General features: G+C 44.3%; 15 protein-coding genes. 3 read left to right on the top strand and 12 right to left on the bottom strand.

The genetic code is table 11. From position 1 onward, the window contains the following. Both ABUA34_RS03460 and ABUA34_RS03465 read right to left on the bottom strand, forming a co-directional pair. The coding region (locus ABUA34_RS03460; protein ID WP_349822833.1) for an HAD-IC family P-type ATPase at window positions 1-1,655 on the bottom strand (1,655 nt) is incomplete at its 3' end. A gap of 37 nt (window positions 1,656-1,692) precedes the next feature. Beyond that, on the bottom strand, window positions 1,693-2,013 hold the full coding sequence (locus tag ABUA34_RS03465; RefSeq protein ID WP_022217250.1) for a DUF6110 family protein: 321 nt from the start codon (window positions 2,011-2,013) through the stop codon (window positions 1,693-1,695). Window positions 2,014-2,400: 387 nt separating this feature from the next. On the opposite strand from ABUA34_RS03465, the gene ABUA34_RS03470 reads away from it, so the two are divergent. Next, window positions 2,401-3,375 carry a putative ABC transporter permease gene (locus ABUA34_RS03470; protein ID WP_022217249.1) on the top strand — a complete coding sequence of 325 codons (975 nt, stop codon included), beginning with the start codon at window positions 2,401-2,403 and terminating at the stop codon, window positions 3,373-3,375. A gap of 87 nt (window positions 3,376-3,462) precedes the next feature. On the opposite strand, the gene ABUA34_RS03475 is transcribed toward ABUA34_RS03470, so the two are convergent. Together ABUA34_RS03475 and ABUA34_RS03480 are read right to left on the bottom strand one after the other, a co-directional pair. After that, the gene (locus tag ABUA34_RS03475) at window positions 3,463-5,553 is read right to left on the bottom strand and encodes a transglutaminase domain-containing protein (protein WP_349822834.1); all 2,091 of its coding nucleotides are present in this window, start codon (window positions 5,551-5,553) and stop codon (window positions 3,463-3,465) included. 33 nt (window positions 5,554-5,586) lie between these two features. Continuing rightward, window positions 5,587-8,358 carry a transglutaminase domain-containing protein gene (locus tag ABUA34_RS03480; protein ID WP_349822835.1) on the bottom strand — a complete coding sequence of 924 codons (2,772 nt, stop codon included), beginning with the start codon at window positions 8,356-8,358 and terminating at the stop codon, window positions 5,587-5,589. Window positions 8,359-8,773: 415 nt separating this feature from the next. Here ABUA34_RS03480 and ABUA34_RS03485 point away from each other — a divergent pair, with 415 nt between their 5' ends. Further along, entirely contained in the window at window positions 8,774-10,810 is a 2,037-nt protein-coding gene (locus ABUA34_RS03485) for a beta-galactosidase (RefSeq protein WP_349822836.1), read from the top strand. A gap of 119 nt (window positions 10,811-10,929) precedes the next feature. On the opposite strand, the gene pap is transcribed toward ABUA34_RS03485, so the two are convergent. The 4 genes from pap to ABUA34_RS03505 form a co-directional block, all read right to left on the bottom strand. Next, window positions 10,930-12,414 (bottom strand): polyphosphate:AMP phosphotransferase, encoded by a 1,485-nt coding sequence (pap, locus tag ABUA34_RS03490; protein ID WP_349822837.1) that lies wholly within the window; start codon window positions 12,412-12,414, stop codon window positions 10,930-10,932. Between the two features lie 719 nt (window positions 12,415-13,133). Further along, window positions 13,134-13,850 (bottom strand): glutamine amidotransferase, encoded by a 717-nt coding sequence (locus tag ABUA34_RS03495; protein ID WP_022215872.1) that lies wholly within the window; start codon window positions 13,848-13,850, stop codon window positions 13,134-13,136. Continuing rightward, window positions 13,850-15,220, bottom strand: a complete 1,371-nt coding sequence (locus ABUA34_RS03500; RefSeq protein WP_117874498.1) for a Mur ligase family protein — start codon at window positions 15,218-15,220, stop codon at window positions 13,850-13,852. The genes ABUA34_RS03495 and ABUA34_RS03500 overlap by 1 nt, the downstream gene beginning before the upstream one ends. Before the next feature lie 91 nt (window positions 15,221-15,311). Further along, complete coding sequence (locus tag ABUA34_RS03505) at window positions 15,312-16,073, bottom strand: helix-turn-helix transcriptional regulator (protein WP_349822838.1); 762 nt, start codon at window positions 16,071-16,073, stop codon at window positions 15,312-15,314. Window positions 16,074-16,247: 174 nt separating this feature from the next. Between ABUA34_RS03505 and ABUA34_RS03510 the strand changes: the two genes are divergently transcribed. Next, window positions 16,248-17,279: a glycoside hydrolase family 5 protein gene (locus ABUA34_RS03510; RefSeq protein ID WP_055147475.1), complete on the top strand. Its 1,032-nt coding sequence runs from the start codon at window positions 16,248-16,250 to the stop codon at window positions 17,277-17,279. An 82-nt stretch (window positions 17,280-17,361) separates the two neighbouring features. Here ABUA34_RS03510 and rlmD read toward each other — a convergent pair whose 3' ends face one another. The 4 genes from rlmD to ABUA34_RS03530 form a co-directional block, all read right to left on the bottom strand. Continuing rightward, window positions 17,362-18,726: a 23S rRNA (uracil(1939)-C(5))-methyltransferase RlmD gene (gene rlmD / locus ABUA34_RS03515; RefSeq protein ID WP_349822860.1), complete on the bottom strand. Its 1,365-nt coding sequence runs from the start codon at window positions 18,724-18,726 to the stop codon at window positions 17,362-17,364. An 11-nt stretch (window positions 18,727-18,737) separates the two neighbouring features. Then, the gene (locus ABUA34_RS03520; protein ID WP_349822839.1) at window positions 18,738-19,280 is read right to left on the bottom strand and encodes a prolyl-tRNA synthetase associated domain-containing protein; all 543 of its coding nucleotides are present in this window, start codon (window positions 19,278-19,280) and stop codon (window positions 18,738-18,740) included. A gap of 252 nt (window positions 19,281-19,532) precedes the next feature. Continuing rightward, window positions 19,533-20,030, bottom strand: coding sequence for a low molecular weight protein-tyrosine-phosphatase (locus ABUA34_RS03525; RefSeq protein ID WP_349822840.1), 498 nt, complete (start codon window positions 20,028-20,030; stop codon window positions 19,533-19,535). A gap of 156 nt (window positions 20,031-20,186) precedes the next feature. Then, a complete protein-coding gene (locus tag ABUA34_RS03530) occupies window positions 20,187-21,386 on the bottom strand; it encodes a site-specific integrase (RefSeq protein ID WP_118669649.1) in 1,200 nt (399 codons plus the stop codon). Window positions 21,387-21,439 lie beyond the last annotated feature (53 nt).

The raw sequence follows: 21,439 nt of genomic DNA on the forward strand, positions 1-21,439 counted from the left end.
GCAATAGCCTTGGCCGTTCTGTCACTGTCTCCTGTCATCATGACAACCTTCTTGATTCCCAGCTTCTTGAGCCTTGAAACAACCTCAGCCGACTCAGGTCTGACCGGATCCTTGATGGATATGACTGCTGCCAGCCTGCCATCGATTCCCATGAACAGATGTGAATGAGTCTTGGACAACGACTCGTACAGCTCTATCTTATCCTCAGGTATCACACAGCCCTCATCCTCAAATACGAAATGATAGCTTCCTATGACAACCTTCTTGCCGTCTATGCTTGATGAGATACCGTGAGCCACAACATACTCAACCTTGGAGTGCATCTCCTCATGCTCCAGCCCCTTGGCTGCAGCTCCTGCCACAACCGCTCTTGCCATGGAATGAGGGAAATGCTCCTCCAGACATGCAGCTATCCTGAGCAGTTCATCAGGATCTCTTCCGTCAAATGATACGACGCGTACAAGCGTAGGTGATGCCTTTGTAAGTGTTCCTGTCTTGTCAAATACTATCGTGTCTGCATCAGCTACAGCCTCCAGGAATTTGCCGCCCTTGACTGTGAGGTGATGCTTGTTTGCCTCCTGTATAGCAGACAATACCGCTATAGGCATGGACATCTTCAGTGCACATGAATAGTCGACCATGAGCACCGCAAGTGTCTTGGTGATATTCCTTGTTAAAAGGTATGTGAGGATAGTTCCACCGAGAGTCCATGGCACAAGACCATCTGCAAGATGCTCTGCCTTGCTCTCAAGTCCTGACTTAAGCTTCTCAGACTCCTCTATCATCGCAACAACTTTATCATATCTGCTGGTCTTACCAGTCTTTACAACTCTGACTACCAGCTCACCTTCCTCAACAACTGTACCTGCATATGCACTGTCTCCGTGTCCCTTGTGGACCGGTACTGACTCTCCGGTGAGGGATGCCTGATTGACCATGCCCTCGCCCTGATCCACAACACCGTCAAATGGAATGACATTGCCCATATGAACCACTACCAAATCATCCTTTGCGATCTTCGCACTGTCCATAAGTACATCACAATTATCCACACGCACCCATACCTTATTGATATTGAGTGACATGCTTCTTGCCAGTCCATCCACCGACTTCTTATGTGTCCACTCCTCAAGGATCTCACCGATCTCCAGAAGGAACATGACTGATCCCGCTGTCGCGAAATCATTTGTCAGAATGGATGCTGTTATGGCTGTTGCATCGAGAACCGGCACCTCAAGCTTCCTGTTCGCAAGACACTTGAGCCCCTTGCCTATATACTTGAGAGCTTTGACGGATGTCAGACAATACCGAAGCGGCATTGGCATGATCCATTTCTTGGTCATGTACCAGGCGGTCTTCCAAAACAGCTTGTCCTCATACTGTCTGTTCATGACTCTGCCTGATGTCTCTGTGAGATCCGCCGGAACCTCCACCCTGTCATATCCAAACTGTCTCAGCGCATCTATCACCGCTGCACGGTCACCATCATATATGATGATCGCGTCACAGGTTCTGTCGTGCACCTTGACCTCTTCCACTGCCTCACAGTTCTCCAGATAATACTGAAGTATGTCGGCCTGTGCCATGGTCATACGGCTCTGTGCCATGTGTATACGCAGACGATTCTTTGTTTCATTTAAAATAGAAAACTTCAAGATCTTCGCCTCTTTCTTATGTTTTGTCTTATACTGATTACTCTTCTACAGTCTCTGCTGCGTCAGCGCTCTCAGCCTCTGTGCACTCAGTATCCTCAAAGTCAGCCTCTGCTGCCTTCTGTGCTCTTGCCTCGTTGATATCCTTTGCTCCTGCGTAGATATCACCACAGTTCTCCTGGATAGTATTTGCTGTCTTCATGACACAGTCCTTTGCTCTAAGAACACCAGCTGTACAATGTGTATATACGTTCTTTGCATCCTTGCTTGAGAGAACCTTGATACCAGCTGTTCCAAATAATACTCCACCTGCAAATATTCCAAGCTTCTTCCAGTTTACCTTCTTTAATGCCTTCATCATGATTTTGTCCTCCTTGATTATATATTTATTCTGATTAATGATATGACCACTTATACGCATGATAGATTATATGACAGGCTTCGCCGTGATTCGATTTTTCTAATCACGGTTTGTTCAATCAAACTCTCCTTAACGTAAAAAATGCATTCTCGATCTTCGTACTGTAGAAAGAGTCTGCATCTGTTTCGTGGCTTTTTATTTGCTGTAAGTATAGCACTGTCCCCGGCGTTAGTCCAATATAACATTCGCAATTTAAATGACTTTTTTTCTCAATAAGTATCAACAAGCTATCTTACACTTGTGACATTTTGTAAGGTTGCTTTTTTTCCTTCTATATACTATCTTATTACTATTGGCAAAGTCATATATACAAAGGAGATTCCATGTATGGATAATTTCAATATCAAAAGTATTCTGGTAATATTATTTTTATTTTTCATAGGATGCATCATGGGCTGGTGCATTGAAGTCATATTCAGAAAGTTCTTCTCCAAGAGCAACCCAAGCCACAAATGGATCAACCCGGGATTCCTCATCGGGCCTTACCTGCCTCTCTACGGTTCAGGCCTTGTGGTGCTGTATCTCCTGTCCCTGATCCATATAGATGCTGTTGACGCCCATCCTGTTTTGCAAAAGGTTCTGGTGGTACTGATCATGGCCATCGCCATGACCGTTGTGGAATACATTGCCGGACGTATATTTATAATAGGAATGAACATCAAGCTGTGGGACTACTCAGATGAGTGGGGCAATATACAGGGCATCATATGTCCGCTGTTCTCATTCTTCTGGGGTGTGATCGCGGCACTGTACTATTTCTTCCTCCATCCACACATACTGAACGCTGTGTACTGGCTGGCGGATCACCTGACATTCTCCTTCTTCATCGGTTTTTTCTACGGGGTATTCGTAATCGACTGCGTTGTATCATTCAACCTGATGAACAAGGTGAAGAAATTTGCGAAAGAGAATGATCTTATTGTCCGTGTTGAGGAACTCAAGTCCCGACTGGCTCTGGATCGTGAGAAGTTCAAGGAGAAGCCAAGCTTCCTTCTCTCTCTTCACGATACAGCATCGATCAAACGAGCATTTGAGAATAACCCTGAAAGCTTCTCCATAACAAAGAAGATCAAACTGAAGGCTGAGCAGCTTACAGAGAACGTAAAGGAAAAAAGCGCTGTGATAAGTGAAAATCTCAAGGAAAAGAGCGAGGTGATCACCGAGGGTATCAAGGCTGCCGGAACTGAGGCAAAGGCCCGCATAGGCGAGACCCTGAATCGAAATGATTCATCAGATGTGGCCGACACAGATCTGTTCGACAATTCCCACAGGGACATAACAGAACACAAGAATGAAAAATAATATCATTCTAAGCATATAACAAAAGCAAAAATACCATGTACAGGCGAAATGCTGTACATGGTATTTTTTACGCGCTCTATTTACTTTTTATCTGTACTTGACACTAGCCTTCTTGTAGGTTCCTGCCGTCTTTCCTTTGTATGGTTTTACAAAGTATGTGTACTTTGTTCCTGACTTCACACGGCGGTCAAGATATGTTGTGGTCTTTGCTTTCACAACCTTCACACATTTGAATCTGCCGCTGCCTGTCTTTTTGTATATCTTATAGCCGGCGGCTCCCTTTGTCTTCTTCCAGGAGACTCTTACTCCCTGTGAGGTATTCTTTGCTCTTGCGGTCGTGCAACCTATATAATACTGGCTCTTTGCCTTGGAGCCGCCCTTTGTATAGCTGTTGTATGCCGATACTCTGTATGTGTAGGTCTTTCCTCCTACAACAGATCTGTCTACCATTGATCTCACAGAGCTTCCCTTCACTGTCTTTATAAGTCTGTATGCACCCTTGCCTGTGCGTCTGTATACCTTATAACCGGTGGCTCTTGAATCGGTATTCCAGGTGAGGCTTATTCCCTTACCTGCATTCTTCGTTTTGACCGTCACCGTCGCAAGCTTCAATTTGTCAAGTGTGACATTCTTGGTATATCCGCAGTTGCTGCATTTGTACTTCTGCGATCCCTGGGATGTGAATGTCGGATGTTTTGTAACCTCTCCCGCCTGCCATTTGTGGCTCATACATGCTCCGAGATAGTAAGCGTCCTTTCTTTTACAGGATGGAGTGTCGGAAACCCAGATCACAACATCATTTCCGTAATATCCCATTCCATATATGTTTACACCTGATACATACTTCTGTCTTATGTCATATATAGCCCACGCCTTGCGCTCATTTACCTCAAGATCTATCCATGCAACATACCTCGATGTGCAGAAATAGAGCTTTTCCTGTGCAAGGAACAGTGTTCCATACTGTTTGTTAAGTGCCGTACCATCTGTATCCAGCCATTCATCCTGCCCGGTAAATATCGTTGTATTTACACCGTTGCTGAAGCTGTACTTGTTTATCTGATAGTATGTTGACTGGCTGCCCTGCTTTATGCTGTACCAGTAGCCCTTTCTATAAAAGATGACCTTCTCAACGCCATTCCAGAACTGGCCTTTTTCATATCGCTTATCCGTGGCATTGCTGTATGTTCCCTTCCATACATTTCCCACCTTTGTGTCATATCTGCCAAGATAATAATCGCTGCTGGCGGCCTTAGTCTTACTGTTCAAGGTGTCAAAGCTTACAAGGAAATAATCATGCATCGACCTTCCCGGTATATCACTTGCGGGATCATCCCAGGTTGCGTCAACGTGATACCACTTTCCACCTATATTTACAACATTCCACGCATGGTTTACATACCGGCTTGTGGCAACTCCACTCGGAACCCCGGCTTTCCTGAGGAAATACCACATGGTCTCCGCATATCCCTGACACACGCTGCTCCTCTTAACCAATACACCATACATATCATACATGTGGTCTCTTCCGGTTGTTGGATCAAATTCCTTAGCCCCGCTGGTGTCATATGCAACTGTAGATGTCAGGAACTCATGATATGCAAGCACGATCTCTGCCGGCTTCATGTTCTTTGTATTTATCTGCTTGTTCACTTCCGCTATGGCTGCATCCAACTGCTTCTTTTCGGTTCGGGCATTTGGCTTGTATGAGAACTTCAGATACACGACCTTTCCTGTGGTCTGGTCATACAGATAACTGTATCTTGCCACATACACGACCTCGGGATGCGCATTCATTGCGGTTGTGACTACATTTGCAACATTTCGTGTGGTCAATCCCCAGCTCTTTACATTGAGTCTCGGTGAAAATTTCTCCACAGCGCCGACAATGGCACTCTCATATTTCTTTGAATTTGCCGCTGCCAGTGACGCTTCCGATGAATCCGATGCTTCATCTTCTATTATCTGTCCGCCAAATTGCAGGATACCTGAAGTATCGCCCTCCTGCTCAAGCAACTGACCATAGCTGCTCTGTGATGAGTCATACTGTTCCTGAGTATCTTCCGCAAATGCTGGTATTTTTCCGCCGTACAGCACACACGCAGCGATGACGCCCACCACAAATATCATCCTGATACGCCGCACAGCTTCTGTGAGTCTTACATTTTCATATTTCATTCTTTTTCTCCCTTATAATTACGCAGTAAGCATCTACCTTTTTATTTTCTTCTGCGGTGACGCTACACTGTATGTCTTATTATTCACTGCCTTCACAATGTAATAATAAGTCTGACCTTTCTTTGCCGTTTTGTCTGTCCAACTGAGAGTTTTCGCTGTTACAGTCTTGACTGCCCTGTATTTGCCTGTTGGTGTCTTTCTATACACAATGTATTTTTTTGCACCGGCAGACTTTTTCCAGGAAAGTTTCACTCCCTGTGCTGACTTCCTGACCGTGACAACCGGAGCCTTGATGTAGAGAATACTTGCCTCTGTATATCCACTGAGTACATTTCCATTATATGCCTTTACACAGTAGTAATACCTGTTTCCTGACTTGACTGTCTTGTCTACATAGCTTGTCGTTCCCGACTTGACTGTCTTGATGCATACATATCTTCCCTTGGCGGTTCTCCTGTATATCTTGTAACCAGATGCCCCTGACGCTTTATTCCAGGTAAGCTTTATCGCGCCGGCCTGCTGTGCAGACTTTACGGTTACCTTCGCAAGCTTCAGCCTTGCAATTGTGACCTGCTTTGCTGCGCCACATGTCTTGCACGTATATTTCCTGACTCCTGTAGCTGTATATGTAGCTTTCTTAGTAACCGTTCCATTATCCCATGCATGGGTCGTACATACAAGCTTGGCTATAGTCTTGGTCTTTGTCTCGCCACAGTTTGTACAGGTGTACTTTCTTGTTCCCTCTGTCTTGTATGTTGGCTGTTTTGTCACTACTCCGGCATCCCATGCATGATTTATACATACAAGCTTGGCTATAGTCTCAGTCTTTGTCTCGCCACAGTTTGTACAGGTGTACTTCCTGGTTCCCTCTGTCTTGTATGTTGGCTGTATTGTCACTACCCCGGCATCCCATGCATGATTTGTACATACAAGCCTGGCTATAGTCTCAGTCTTTGTCTCGCCACAGTTTGTACAGGTGTACTTTCTTGTTCCCTCTGTCTTGTATGTTGGCTGTATTGTCACTACTCCGGCATCCCATGCATGCTTTGTACATACCAGCTTGGCTATCGTTTCGGTCTTGGTTGTTCCGCAATTCTTACACGTATACTTCTTGGTTCCCTCTGTCTTGTATGTCGGCGCTGTCACAACCTTGCCGCTATCCCACACGTGGCTCGTACATACAAGTTTGGCTATCGTTTCGATCTTGGTCTCACCGCAGTTTGTACAGGTGTACTTCTTGGTTCCTGTACTTGTGTAGGTCGGCTCCTTTGTCACCACTCCAGCATTCCACTTGTGGCTTATGCATATCTCGAATGTATACTCGGCATACTCCTTGTTATACTTGCTTGAATTGCTTGAATCCTTAGTTTTCTTTATATTAGGAGAATCTGTAATAAAATACACCAGCTTACCATACTGTTCTCCAAACGCATATAAATTATTTCCTGTTGAACTATTATACTGTGTTCGTATATTTATAAGCTCTGTAGGAATTACATTTGTCGATGTTATATCTATCTTGTTCAAGCTATCCGGAGTAGTAAAATATAAATTATCACCTCGGAGATATATTGAACTATAAACACCAGGATAATACCCACCACTCGGAGTTGTCCATTTTGCAGTGCCCGAATACAAAACCTTGTTTATGTTAGTCGAATACTGGTACTTATTTATGTTAAATGATGTTTTCGAACTGCCCTCACTTATGCTGTACCAATAACCGTCTTTATAAAAAATAGCTTTCTCAATACCATTCCAGAACTTACCACTCTCATAAGTGGTGTCCACCGCTGTCGTATATGTATCTCCCCACTGTGCGCTGACAACCATATCCGTTCTGTCCTTAGTATGGTTGATGAGTGTATTCTTATTCATTGTATCAAAGCTGACAAGGAAATAATCATGATATGATCTTCCAGGCATATCCCACACCGGATCATCCCACGTCGCATCTATGTGATACCAGTTGCCACGGATCTTAACTATGTTCCATGCGTGATTGATATTTTCACTTGATGCGATTGCACATGAAAGACCAGCCTCTCTTAGCAGATAAAACATAGTCTCGGCATATCCCTGACACACACAACTATGTTTAACCAAAGCTCCATACATATCGTACCCGTGATTTGCAGCGATCGTTCCATTGAAATAATCCTCATATGCATATGCAACTGTGGATGTGAGATACTCATGATATGCAAGTACTATCTCTTCAGCGCTCATTCCACTGGTATCTATCTTGCTCTTGACTTCCTGAAGTGCAGCATCAAGCTCCTGCTGCTCCTCCTTTGCATTTGTCAAATATGTAAATTGTATTTTGGTGATTGAAGAGCCAGAAGTCCAATATGTATAGCCTCCCGACAGACTGATAAACTCGGGATGAGAATTGATAATAGATCTTACTGCCCCGTTATCAATATCGTCTCTCGTAAGGCCAAGTTCCGATACATCTATACTCGTCTGCCACGCCTTGATTCCTTCAACAATAAGCTTCTCAAGTGCTGTTGCATCATATGTAGATGCCAGTGAAGCCGCACCATCCTGCTGCTCAACGACAACGCCAAGTCCGCCTTTCTGCAAAGTGTCGTCCAGATCATCATACCCTACCGTAACCTGACTCTCATCTGAACTTACCCGTGTCTGATCAGATGCATATGCTCCCACTTTACCGCCTGGCAATAGCACAACCGCCGCTGAAAATGCCAAGGCACCGATACAGATTTTTCTGCTCAGCCCCCTTAACAACTCAGACCTTATACTGCCTGCCACCACTCTATATGATTTCCTCTTTTTTATCATAAAACTCCTCCTTAAACGATACGTTCCAACCTTATATTTCCGTTCATCCCTCAATACTTTTATTATATAGATTTTTGACACTGTTCGATAGCTTTTTACCTCACTTTTGTACATCTTGTAGGAATTGACAAATTGCGCAACTTTGAGCAATTCATGATATCTTAATCATAAGCAATTATATCTCTTATTTCAAGCCGTTTTTCTTAATTATATACAATATTGTCCTGATGAATGGCAGTGTATATATTTTGTATATTTTGCACAAATTAAAATGTATTGTCAAATTACAATTGAATTATTTGTCTATTTGTGCTACCTTTAAATAGCAAGCTGTGCAACCGTTTGCGCATATATTCTACACTAAAAACAGATCACATAGAGCACATTACCTTTATTTATAGGAGATGACAGATAAATGAACAAAAACAAGCTTTTTCCACAGATAAACGGAATACTACACGGCGGTGATTACAATGCTGAACAGTGGCTCGACCGCCCTGATATTCTGGCAAAGGATATCGAGATGATGAAGGAGGCAGGAATGACTTCCGCTACTCTTGGGGTTTTCTCATGGTCAGCATACGAACCTGTTGAGGGCAAATACCATTTTGACTGGCTGAAGGATGTTATGGACAACCTGTATAATGCAGGCATTTACACCGTTCTTGCCACGCCATCAGGCGGCAAACCGGCATGGATGGCACAGAAGTATCCTGAGATCAGGCGTGTGGATTCATATGACGTCAGGGAACATCAGGGCGTCCGTGAGAACCACTGCATGAGCTCACCTGTATACAGAGAAAAAGTTGCCAATATCATCCGTCAGCTCCACGCCCATTTGGGAAACCATCCGGGACTCATCATGTGGCATGTGTCAAATGAGCTTGGCGGGGAGTGCTACTGTCGTCTCTGTGTGAAAAGATTTCAGAATTACCTCGCAGAGAAGTTCGACCACGACATAAACAAGCTGAACAAAGCATGGTGGACCACCTTCTGGAGTCACTCATACAACAGCTTCTCACAGATTGAGCCGCCATACAAAAATGGTGATTTCAGTATCATGGGGCTGAACCTCGAATGGAAGAGATTTACCACATGGAACATGAACGATTACATGAAATCAGAGATAACGCTCCTCCGTGAACTCACCCCTGAAATACCTATAACAACCAACTTTATGCAGCTCTATGACGGTCTCGACTACAGACCGATGGCAAAGGAGCTGGATGTGATCTCATGGGATTCATACCCTAGATTCCACAATGACTACGAGAGTCTTGCGGATGTCATGGGCCAGAATACATTTGACCACGCGGTCATGAGATCCATGAAGAAGGATAAGCCTTTCATGCTCATGGAGAGTGCTCCGGGGCTTGTAAACTGGCATCCATACAACAAACTCAAAAGACCGGGCATCCACAAACTGTTCTCATACAACGCTATAGCCTGCGGTTCTGACACTGTTCAGTACTTCCAGTGGCGAAAGGGCAGGGGCTCATTTGAACAGTATCACGGTGCCGTTGTTGACCATCTCGGAACAAATGACACCAGAATATTCAAGGAGGTTGCCGCCCTCGGCGCAGAGCTTGATGGGCTCTCCGAGATAACCGGCACACTCATCAGATCAAAGGTTGCACTGCTGTTCGACTGGGACAATATGTGGGCCATAGATGATGTCAAGGCTCTGGGGCAGGAATCAAAAAAATATCCTGAGACCTGTATGTCTGTATACAAAGAGCTGACAAAGCGCGGCGTTGACGTGGACGTCATTGCATCCGATGAACCACTCGACGATTACGATGTGGTTGTTGCACCTATGCTCTACATGCTGAGAGATGGCGCAGCCGAGTCTCTTGCCGCATTTGTAAAGAGGGGCGGACAGCTTCTATCCACTTACTTTACGGGCTATGTAGACAAGGATCAGCTCTGTATACTCGGTGGATTCCCGGGAAATGGACTTGCAGATGTATTTGGAATCATCAGTGAAGAGATAGACACCCTGTATCCATCTGACAGAAACAGCGTGAGCTTCACAGATGGCAGTTCATGCGAACTCCGTGACTATGCTGAGATCCTGAGAGTCGGAACGGCGGATGTACTTGGAACCTACGATTCTGATTTCTACGCCGGAAATGCAGCAGTGACAGTGAACAGCTACGGCGAGGGCAAGGCCTACTACGTGGCTGCAAGAATAGATTACAGTAAACTCGGTGAGATCATGGAGCAGATGATGGTGAACGCCGGTATCGCCATAAAAGATCTCCCTGACGGAGTTCAGTATCACTGCAGATATGCAGATGACGGAACTGCATATGGATTTTACCTGAACAACACCAACGAACCTCAGACAATATCTGAAGTTCACGGAACCGACATTCAGACGAAGAATATATTTGATGGCAAAATGGAATTGGCTCCGTTTGGAGTATCCATCATCAAGGAAAATAATTAAATCTGATAATAACTTTTTCCTTCCTTAAACCTTTTTGAAAAAGGCGGTGATACTTCTGTTGTGTATCACCGCCTTATGTGTTCTATTTCCAGCATGGACTCTCAGTCCTATATGCATTTTTAGTTCTTTTCAACCTGCTCCAGCTTATCCTCTATCGCCTTGATAACGATCTTGAGGGCTTTTATTCTGGCATACTTCTTGTCATTTGACTCCAATATGTGCCATGGCGCAAAGCTGGTGTTGGTCTTTTCCAGCATCTCATCCACCGCAGTCTCATAGTCATCCCATTTGTCACGGTTGCGCCAGTCCTCATCTGTGATCTTCCAGCGTTTCTCAGGCGTGTTCTGTCTGAGTGTGAATCTCTCAAGCTGTGTATCCTTGTCGATCTGAACCCAGAATTTGATGACGATCGCACCCCAGTCGTGGAGTTCCTTCTCAAATTCATTTATCTCATTGTACGCCCGCTGCCAATCATTCTCCGAGCAGAAACCCTCAAGTCTCTCAACCATGACTCTGCCATACCATGTTCTGTCAAATATAGCCACATGCCCAGACTTTGGAAGTCTTGTCCAAAATCTCCACAGAAAATGCCTTGCCTTCTCGTGTGGCTCCGGACTTGCTATAGGATTTACCACATAACCTCTCGCATCAAGTGCCTCCGCTATCCTTTTGATATTTCCACCTTTGCCTGCCGCATCCCAACCTTCGTAGCCTATGATAACAGGTATCCTCTTCTGGTAAAGCTCGTTGTGCAGTCTGCCGAGTTTCTTCTGCAGCTTGTCAAGTTCCTCCTTGTACTCCTCATCCGTCAGTTTCTTGTCGAGAGACACCTCGGAAAGTTTCGGGATCTTCTTGAGCGCAAATGTATTCTGCAGTATAGGTACAGCATGCCCCTGATTGAGCAGCGCAGTCTCTATTCCCTGATTGATGATATCGAGTATCTGAAGTTCTGCCCATTTTCTCTCCTTTGCATCTATCATGTACCACGGTGCATTTGACAGATTGGTGTCATACATAAAGCTGTCAAATGCCTCAAGATACTCGTCATACTTTTTGTTCTGCTTCAGATCATGCTTAGACACTCTCCAGTTTGTCGTATCATCTTCAAGAAGTGTTTCAAGCCTCTTCTTCTGCTCGTGCTTGTCTATCTGGAAGAAAAATTTCATGACCAGATATCCGTTGTCCGCCAGAGTCCTCTCAAATCTCTTGGTGCTGTCAACTCTCTTCCGGTATTCCTTATCTGACAGCTCCCCGGACATCTTGCCACCTACTATGTCCCTCATCCAGCCACCATCCAGAAATGCAAACTCCCCCTGTTCCGGTATTCTCGTAAAATACTTGTACAGGAATGGTCTGCGTTTTTCCTCGTCTGTGGAATATTTCACTGACTCAACGTTGAAAAATCTCGGATCCATATTCTTGATGATCCTTCCGACAAGACTTCCCTTACCTGCAGCACCCCAGCCTTCAAATATGACAAATACAGGTATCTTGCCTTCCTTTACCTTGATCTGATTGCGTGTCAGATTCTCTCTGGCGATCTTTAACCGAGTGTCTATCTCATCATCCGATGGACGCTCCGGCTTGTTCCAGTCCTTTAACATGTAACCCACTGCTCCTTTCACATTGTCTCTTCATTTGTTTTTATGAATAATATACCCCGATTTACAGAAACTAATGCCGCTTCGCATTTACTAATACAAATGCCGCTTCGCGTCGCGCATTTTTCTTCTTGCTTTTGGCAGACTCGAACCCTCGCGCTGCCGCGCTCCATGTTCGGCTCCGCCGAACGGGTTCTCGTTGATATCGCAAGAAAAAAACAAATGCCGCTTCGCGTCGCTTGTTTTTTCTTCTTGCGATATCATTATACTACTTTCTTTTGAGTTGATACATCTGAAAAAACATTAAGATATGTGAGGAAAATGAATGTTGCGAAGGTAAAATTCATATGATATAATGTCAGCAACAATGAAACAAGAAATTCTGACATATGCTTTCCCAAAAGCATAACGAAAACCCCAGTAGTTGGCGCTACTGGGGTTTTCTCCGTCTTTTAAAGGCGACGTACTCCTTGGGCTGATTACCACTTACTTATCTCCGTTCTGCCACTGCAATCCTCCCTTTCCTAGCCTGTCTAGGGGTGGCAACATCTGTATTGTGACATATTATCTTTTTCTTTTCAATGGGTTTACATAACTATACAAAATGTATAGTTTTATACATTCCTACATATAAAATCCCCGGCAGCATACTGACATGTGTCCTGGATTTCAGGTACATATCAAAGGCCACCGGGGCTTAATTATCACTATAATTCTCTATATTATGACAGCTCCAGATCAGGCTTGCCATACTCAGCAAGCTTCACATCATATGCCTTGCGCATAGCTGCCTCAAATGGTATCTCTTTCATAGGAGCATCCAGTTTTTCCAACAGATAATGTACAAAATCAGGATTCTGAATGAGCAGTGGTCCATGAATGTATGTCGCAATTACTCTGTTCTTGCAGATTCCCTCATTCATGGTATCAGGATTGCTGCCCTGTCCGATCTCCACCTTGCAGAATGTCATATCATCAGGTATTCCGTAAGTGTGGGCAAATCGGCTTGTGTATCCGATGAGTGTCATATCGTTGAACTTCGCCTTGATGAGCGTGTTGAAACGATTCGGAGTCTGGCGGACTGAGTACATGCCCGGAACAACGCCAAGTCCTGTAACTCTGGTTCCATCCTCTCTCTTGATATAATCACCAAGGAGTTCCATGGAATTGCCAACCAGAAGGAAAAGCGCCTTTCCATCCTTCATGCATGCTGCGATCTCGTCCTTGTACTGCATCAGTCTGTCAAGCACGAGCTCCTGGCTCTTCTCGCTCATGGAACACATATACACCATGTCTATATTCTCTTTGAGGAAGAGTGGCTTCTCATTAAGTCCTGTTGTCACAAATTCCGCATCCGGCAGACATTTCTGCAGGTACATTGTATTTCCTTTGTCACCGTAGAGTGTACATATTTCCGGATATAAAATCTCAATCTTCATTATTTGTCACCCTCCAGTCTCTTGATTATCTTCTTCTTCATCTCACATGACATTCCGTAATTCTCACAGTCGTACAGGATATATATTCTGTCAACACCATCTATAGTCACATCGTCTGCCGCAGCGACCTCGCTGAGATTTGTGAGTATCTTCTCCTCAGGGATACCAGCCAGTAAGCATCTCACCTTGTGGTCGTAGCATCTAGGTCCTGTGCAGACGACCTGTACAACATCATCCCTGTTGAACTGCTCATACTCCAGATCGTATATCCAGCCTGAGAACTCTATACTCTTCTGTCTGTCCTCAAGATCGTCCATCGCAAGGAGGATAGCCTTCTTGCCCTCCTCATTTGCCACATACTCAAATGTTCTGGATGAAGAAACCGCACTCTGTCCCTTTGAGAGCGCCTGGATTACTGTAACACCATTCACTGTAGTCTCGTTGTGGCGGGAATCCGGTATATGGATCTGACCCATGAGTTCCTTGATTCTCTCAGCCGAGAGACCGATCTCGCGCAGTGCCGAGATAACTGTAACTTCATTATATATATTGAAGAGAGCTGTATGGATCAGCGGATAAACTGTCTTCTTGTCTCCCTCCTGTATAGTAATTGTCATCTTCTCTCTGTCTATGTCGGTTGCCAGATACTTCTTGTCTGGTGAGTGAAGTCCACACTTCGGGCATACCACATCGCCGATGTGATGATATCTGAGGTAATTGTACTTCAGCTTCTCGCCGCAGTTAGGGCAGATCTGGTAATCCGCGATAAGGTTGTATGGCTCGGTCTTGTCATCAGGCTGCTTGCCGATTCCATAGAACACTCTGTAGCTGTCTTTCTTCAACATGCTTGAGCAAAGCTCGTCCGCATTCAGGATAACCTTTGCAGAATCAGGGCAGTAGGTATCTATGACACTGAAAATATAGTCAGGGTGAGCATTTCTCTTGAGTGAATCTCTGAAAAGTCCTGTTACAACAAGATAATCCGGCTTCACATATGGAAGTATCAGCCTTGAAGCACGCTCGTCCACCTCAAATACAGTGGCATCCACTCTGACCTTTCCCGTAAATGTAAGGCTGTTGATGACATTTGTCGTACAGCCAGGGACGATATTGGAACCTGTTCTGTTGCTGACAACTCTTCTTCCATCCTTCTCCAAAACATCAGTTATCAGGTTACTACAGGTGGTCTTACCATTTGTTCCTGTGACACATATCGTAAGCGGTGCCTTGGGCGCCTGTGCCAGGAAATCCGGACATATCTTCAGGGCGATAACTCCAGGTGTATGCGTACCGTTCCTACCCAGGAGCTGGATGAGTCCCTTGCTCAGTTTTGCGGCTGCGAGAGCCACATGAAATCTAAAAGATGACATAGCTATTCATTCTCCTTATATATACAAATAAAACTCATGTAATTCTACAACCTTTGACAGATGTTGTCAATTATACCAGCACATAACAAGACTATGATTTCGCCTCTTTCCAGTGTTTCCTGTAATTTATCCTGCGATATGAATTCGGAGTCGATCCATATTTTGTCTTGAAGCATTTTGCAAAATAGCTTCCGCTGGCAAATGCCAGATATTGCGATATCTCCATACAGGAAAAATCTGAATACAGGAGCATATTTCTGGCAGTCTGAAGCTTCTTCTCCATGATGTAATCTGAGATTGTCTGACCGACCTCCTTATGAAATAGTTTGCTCAGATAAGAGCGTTCCACTCCCACAAATTCTGAGATCTCTGTAATTTCTATTCTTTCATGCAGATGATCATACACATAGTCCATCGCCCTTACACAATGAGGTGATATAGCCGCTTTCTTTTTCACCTTTTTCATCCGCCTGGCATAGTCCATAATCAGTTGGTTATGTACATCTATGATCTGCCGTTCTGTCTGCGCCTTGTCCAGCTTATTAATATAGAAGTCACTGAGATTGTAACTCTCCATCTCCTCCATCCCCTCTTCTATGCAAAATCTGGAAATCATTGCCACTAGCACTATCTCGTGATATCTCCTATTGCGAACCTTGTCATCTGACAATATTCCTCTTGCAGCAAGAACAGCCTCATCCTCATCGCCTGTCAGCAACATTCCAGACAAAGCTTTCACATCACCGCTGCTCACAAGCTGATAAAAATCAAGCTCATTGTCGTATGTGGAATGTGCCAGTCCATATTCCCTCTGGACAAACTGCTGTTTTACTATCTCATTCGATATCTTCATTGTCTTTCTGCCTTTCCTCTGTGATATTCATATATCTCTATCACACATTTGTTATATAATTAACACATTTATTATATTCTCTTATCAACGCAAATGCTACTATAAACTCACAGAAAACGAAACAGACAAATGAGTGCAATATATATTTTATTATTTCACAGGAGGTTAAAGATTATGAGAACTTTAGACGGATTCAAAAAAGGCGTAAATTTAGGTGGATGGCTTTCACAGGGACCACTTGACAAGGAGCATCTCGACACATTTATCACAGAAAAAGATATTGCAAGAATAGCATCATGGGGACTTGACCACGTTCGTCTTCCTATCGATTACGATAATTTTGAAAACGAGGACGGAAGTGATAAGGAATACGGCTACGCTTACATCGATTCATGCATTGAGTGGTGCCGGAAGTACAAACTCAACATGGTCCTTGACCTGCACAAGACATATGGATATATATTTGACGACGAGGCTCATCTTCTTGAATTCTTCCATGAGAAACCTCTTCAGGAAAGATTCTATGGAATATGGAGAAAGCTCATAGACAGATACGCAAAGGATGCAGACATAATGATGTTCGAGCCGCTGAACGAGGTCGTAAGTCCGACCGTTGTAAACGAGTGGAACGAAATATCAAGCAAATGCATCGAGATCATCCGTGCGAAAGCACCTACTGCCAAGATCCTACTCGGTGGGGTTGGCTACAATGCTGTTACATCTATAAAGCTTCTCCCTCATCACAACGATGAGAACATAGTTTACAATTTCCACTGTTACGAGCCAATGGTATTTACCCACCAGTCTGCTTACTGGGTAACAGGTATGCCTTCAGATTTTCATATCGAATATCCGGGGGATTTCAATGACTACATGGAGAAATCCCGCCAGATCGAAGGGTGTATGCATGGGGCCATCACCGAGAGTAGCCTTGGACTTAATTCCATCGGACCTGATTTGTTCGAAAAAATGTTTCTCGACGGCATCAAGGCTGTTGAAGAAAGAGACGGATTTATGTACTGCGGCGAATATGGTGTTATAGATCAGGCACCACTTGACGGAACTCTGAACTGGTACAAAGATATCCATTCTGTATTTGAAAAGTACGGAATAGGCCGCGCCGCATGGAACTACAAAGAAAAAGACTATGGTCTTGAAGGCGAACACTACGCTCCTATCATCGATGAGCTTGTCAAATATATGTAACGTGATTTAATTTACGATAAAACCTTCCATTTTTATAAACGGAGCCGGTTCTCACTCATAGAGAACCGGCTTTTTGTTAATTTTATCCACGATGTACCGCACCCGCCCTTGTGAGGAGCACCACGGTCTCTACCCCGCGGGTGAGCGGGAACATGTCCACAGGGGTCATCTTGATTACCTGATAGCCGTGCTTTGTCATATATTTCAGATCCCGGGCAAGACTCTCCGGGCCGCAGGATATATACACAACCCTTTTAGGTCCAAGTGTGATGACCGATGACATGAACTCCTCTGTACTTCCAGATCTTGGAGGATCCATGAATACCACATCTATGCTGTCACCCTCCTCAGCGACATCGACCATAAATCTGCCGGCGTCGTTGCTGTAAATATCAACATTCTGTATCTTGTTCATCTTCACATTCACCCGGGCATCGTGCACAGCGGCTTCATTCAACTCCACGCCTATGACCTTCTTTGCACGGTCGCTTGCAGCTATGCCTATGGTTCCTATACCGCAGTAGGCATCGATCACGGTCTCCTTCTTCTTGAGATCCGCGTACTTGATGGCTTTGCCATAGAGGACCTCCGTCTGCTCCGGATTCACCTGATAGAAACTGCCCGGTGATATACGGAAACGCTTTCCGCACAGAATATCCTCTATATGCCCCTTGCCGTAAATGACCTGGTTCCTGTCTCCAATGACCATGCTTGTGTCCTTCATGTTTATATTCTGGACAACCGTTGTGATCTCCGGATGAGCTGTCACAAGTGCATTTGCAAGGTTCTTCTTGGACGGAAATACCGGCGATGCGGTGACTATGATCACCATGATCTGTCCGGTCTTTCTTCCGACTCTTATCTGCAAATGCCTTATGAGCCCGGTTCCTGTATCCTCGTTGTATATCTGCAGCTTGAACGACTTTATCAATTCGGCAAATGTTCTGATGATGGCCGCAGCCTTCTCATCCTCCACATAACAGTTCTCGACTGGAAGTATATTGTGCGTCCCCTCCTCGTACACCCCGGAAATTATTTCTCCGCTCTTCTTTCTCCTGAATGCCGCAGTGACCTTATTCCTGTAGTGATACGGATTCTCCATGCCTATTATCTTGTCCACCGGGCCAAATGCTCCGAGCAGGCCATCTATATACTTCTGTTTCTCGGCGAGCTGCTGCTCGTATGGAATGTCCACATACTGACAGCCACCGCACAGATGGGATATAGGGCATTTGCTGTTTGGGTTGGGCTTATATTGTGATGAGTGTGCCTGCCGCGGTTTTCCCTGTACATTTTTACCTTTGCTTCCTGTTTTTATTTGTTTCTCTCCACCTGTTACATCGTACTTTCTGCTATGTGTCTGTCTTTTTCTTTCGTTTACGCTGCCACTCGTTTTATTGTTTTCTTCTCTGCGAGGCTTGCCCCCGTTTCTTCGCTCTGCCATCATTTTTACCACTCCTATTCTCCAGTGAGCGTCACCTTGATCATATCGTGGTGAACCGCCTCAAGAAACTTCCCAAATATATCCTCCGTCCTGACCTTCATACTTGATGTGTTCACACACGGATGGCATCCAAGATACTCGCCCTTCTTAACATCCTCGTCAACAAGCAGCTGCACATGATTCTCATGGTCATTCATGAGACCCATGACGCTGACCGCCCCCGGCCTGATATCCAGATACTTCTCCATATCCTCCGGCGATGCAAATGAAAGTCTCGCGCTGCCTATCTGCGATGTGATCTCCTTTGTCTTGAACGGCTTGTCGCCCGGCATCATGAGCAGATAGAACTGTGTCTTCTGCCTGTTGCACAGAAACAGATTCTTACAAATGGTTGCCCCAAGCACCGCATCTATCTCGCTGCAAACTTCCATTGTGTCTGCTGGTGCATGATCTGTGCGCCAATACTCTATGCCGTGATCATCAAGGAAATCATAAACTCTGATCTCCCTCTCAAGTCGTCCTTCATTTGTATCCGGTCTGCCTTTGTATAATTCCATTTGTGTGCCCTCCGTTGGTGGTTTATATATTTTCTCTCATGCATTTACGCGTAAATCATATCACGTTTCTTGTGGTGTTGCCATATAAAACAAGCAATATAAAATCAATATAAAACCATGCCTTCGAGAGTGTAAACACATACCGGCAATACCTTGTCAGAATAAAAAGGAACAATCTGACAATATCAAATGCACCTGCGTTCAGCTGGTGCACTCAATAATATCCCATTGTTCCCATTTTGATAATATTATCTACAGCCTATTGCCTTGCCTGAGATAATCAAGAAAGCCCTCACATCCCTGACACACATCCCTGTATGTCTCATCAAATCGTCCTGTATACCACGGATCAGCTATAGATTGTCCATGTCTTCCCGCGTAATCGAGCAGCAAATGTATCTTGTCCTGGTAGTCCGGACCGGTTATGCGCATTGTGTTCCTCACATTTGCTGTATCTGCGCAGAGCAGGTAATCATAATATTCATAATCCCGCCTTGTAGCCTGTCTTGCCCGCTTGCCACTAAAGTCTGTATAAGCCGTCTTACCTATGCCATGCGCCCTCAGCACTTCCTTCGCCGGCGGATATATCGGATTGCCTTTTCCGCCCCAGATCTCCTCAGTGCTGGTGGCCGCAGAGGCTATCTCAAATTTATCTGCTATGCCGAGCTTTTCTACCATGTCCTTGAGGACGAACTCGGAGATGGGGGAACGGCAGATGTTGCCGTGGCAGATGAATAAGACTCTAATCATACGCTTTTTCCTTTATTTTCAAGTGTTTCAGCCATTTTTATACTCTGCTAACTTGGCATATATTGGTATAACATGGCATAGTTTTGTAAGCAAAAGGTGTAAAATAAGGTGTAAAAATATCGCCTTTACACCTCGGTATTTTACACGGTAAATGGATTAGACATTTGCAATTCTTTCAATCTCAGCCTTGGCATCCTCAAACTTAACATGGGTATAAACATTAAGTGTCACACTTATATCAGAGTGCCCCATAAGGTACTGTAAAGCCTTAGGATTCATTCCGGACTTAGCCATGTTTGTACAATAGGTATGACGGCATACATGCGAAGTAATGGTCGGAAGCTGCACCTTATAGATGCCATTGTATTTATCAAGAGCATGCTTGAAATAATGCTCCCAATGAAGCGAATAAGAAATGCTTCCATCCTTATCAAAAAATAAGAAACCACTTCTGCCATCCACCATCGGCTCAATCTTCGGAGGATTACGATTCTCAATAATACGCTTAAAGCATTCCTCTACATCCGCTGACATCGGCAATACTCTTGTTCCGCTGTCAGTCTTGGTTTCCTCAATATAGTATCCATGCTTCCCCTTTTTCTGCAGCTGATGATCTACATTAATTCTGTGATTCTTGAAATCAATGTCTGACAAAGTTAAACCGCAAAACTCAGAGATTCGAAGTCCCGTCTTAAAAAGAATATACATTCCGTCATAATATCGACAGTAATGTGCATCTTCTTTTATAAACTTCATAAACTTTCGTTCTTCCTCTCTGCTGATGGCTTCTCTTTTGATGCTGTCATTGATAACCACATCAACAAGCTGAAATCCAAATGGATTTTTGCGAATCAAATCATCGTCAACTGCTAACTGAAATGCAGGTCGAAGCACTCCACGAATTGTATGAATGGAGCTGTAACTCTTTCCATCCTTCTGCTGAAGCTTAATAAGCCATGCCTTTGCATCTGAGATTTTCACAGTATCAATTCTCTTTCTGCCAAACGGATCCTTCTTAAGAAGATTAATTACTGTTCCATATCCAGCCATTGTAGTAGGTCTTACTCCGTTCTTTACCGAAATATACTTTTCTACAAGTTCAAGCACATTAAGTTTGCCTCCGTTTACAACAATGTGATCAAACTGATCTGCTTCGATTTTCTTTTCCATTTCTCTGAGAGATTCTGTATGTTTCTTTCCCACCAGCATTCTGTCATTATGGTCAAGTCGCCAACTGTAACAATAACGCTCATCCCCATAATTATCTACATACTTATATCTGTACTGTCCGGTGGAAAGCTGAACCTCTCCTGTGTGTAAAATACGTCCTCTGTTATCTCTTCTCTTTTCGCTCATATTCGGTCTCCTTTCTATTTTCCAAGTAAATAAGAAAGGACCATCCCGTGATT

This window comes from Coprococcus sp. RTP21428st1_C9_RTP21428_210409 (genome assembly GCF_040227395.1).
Lineage (GTDB): Bacteria > Bacillota > Clostridia > Lachnospirales > Lachnospiraceae > Coprococcus > Coprococcus aceti.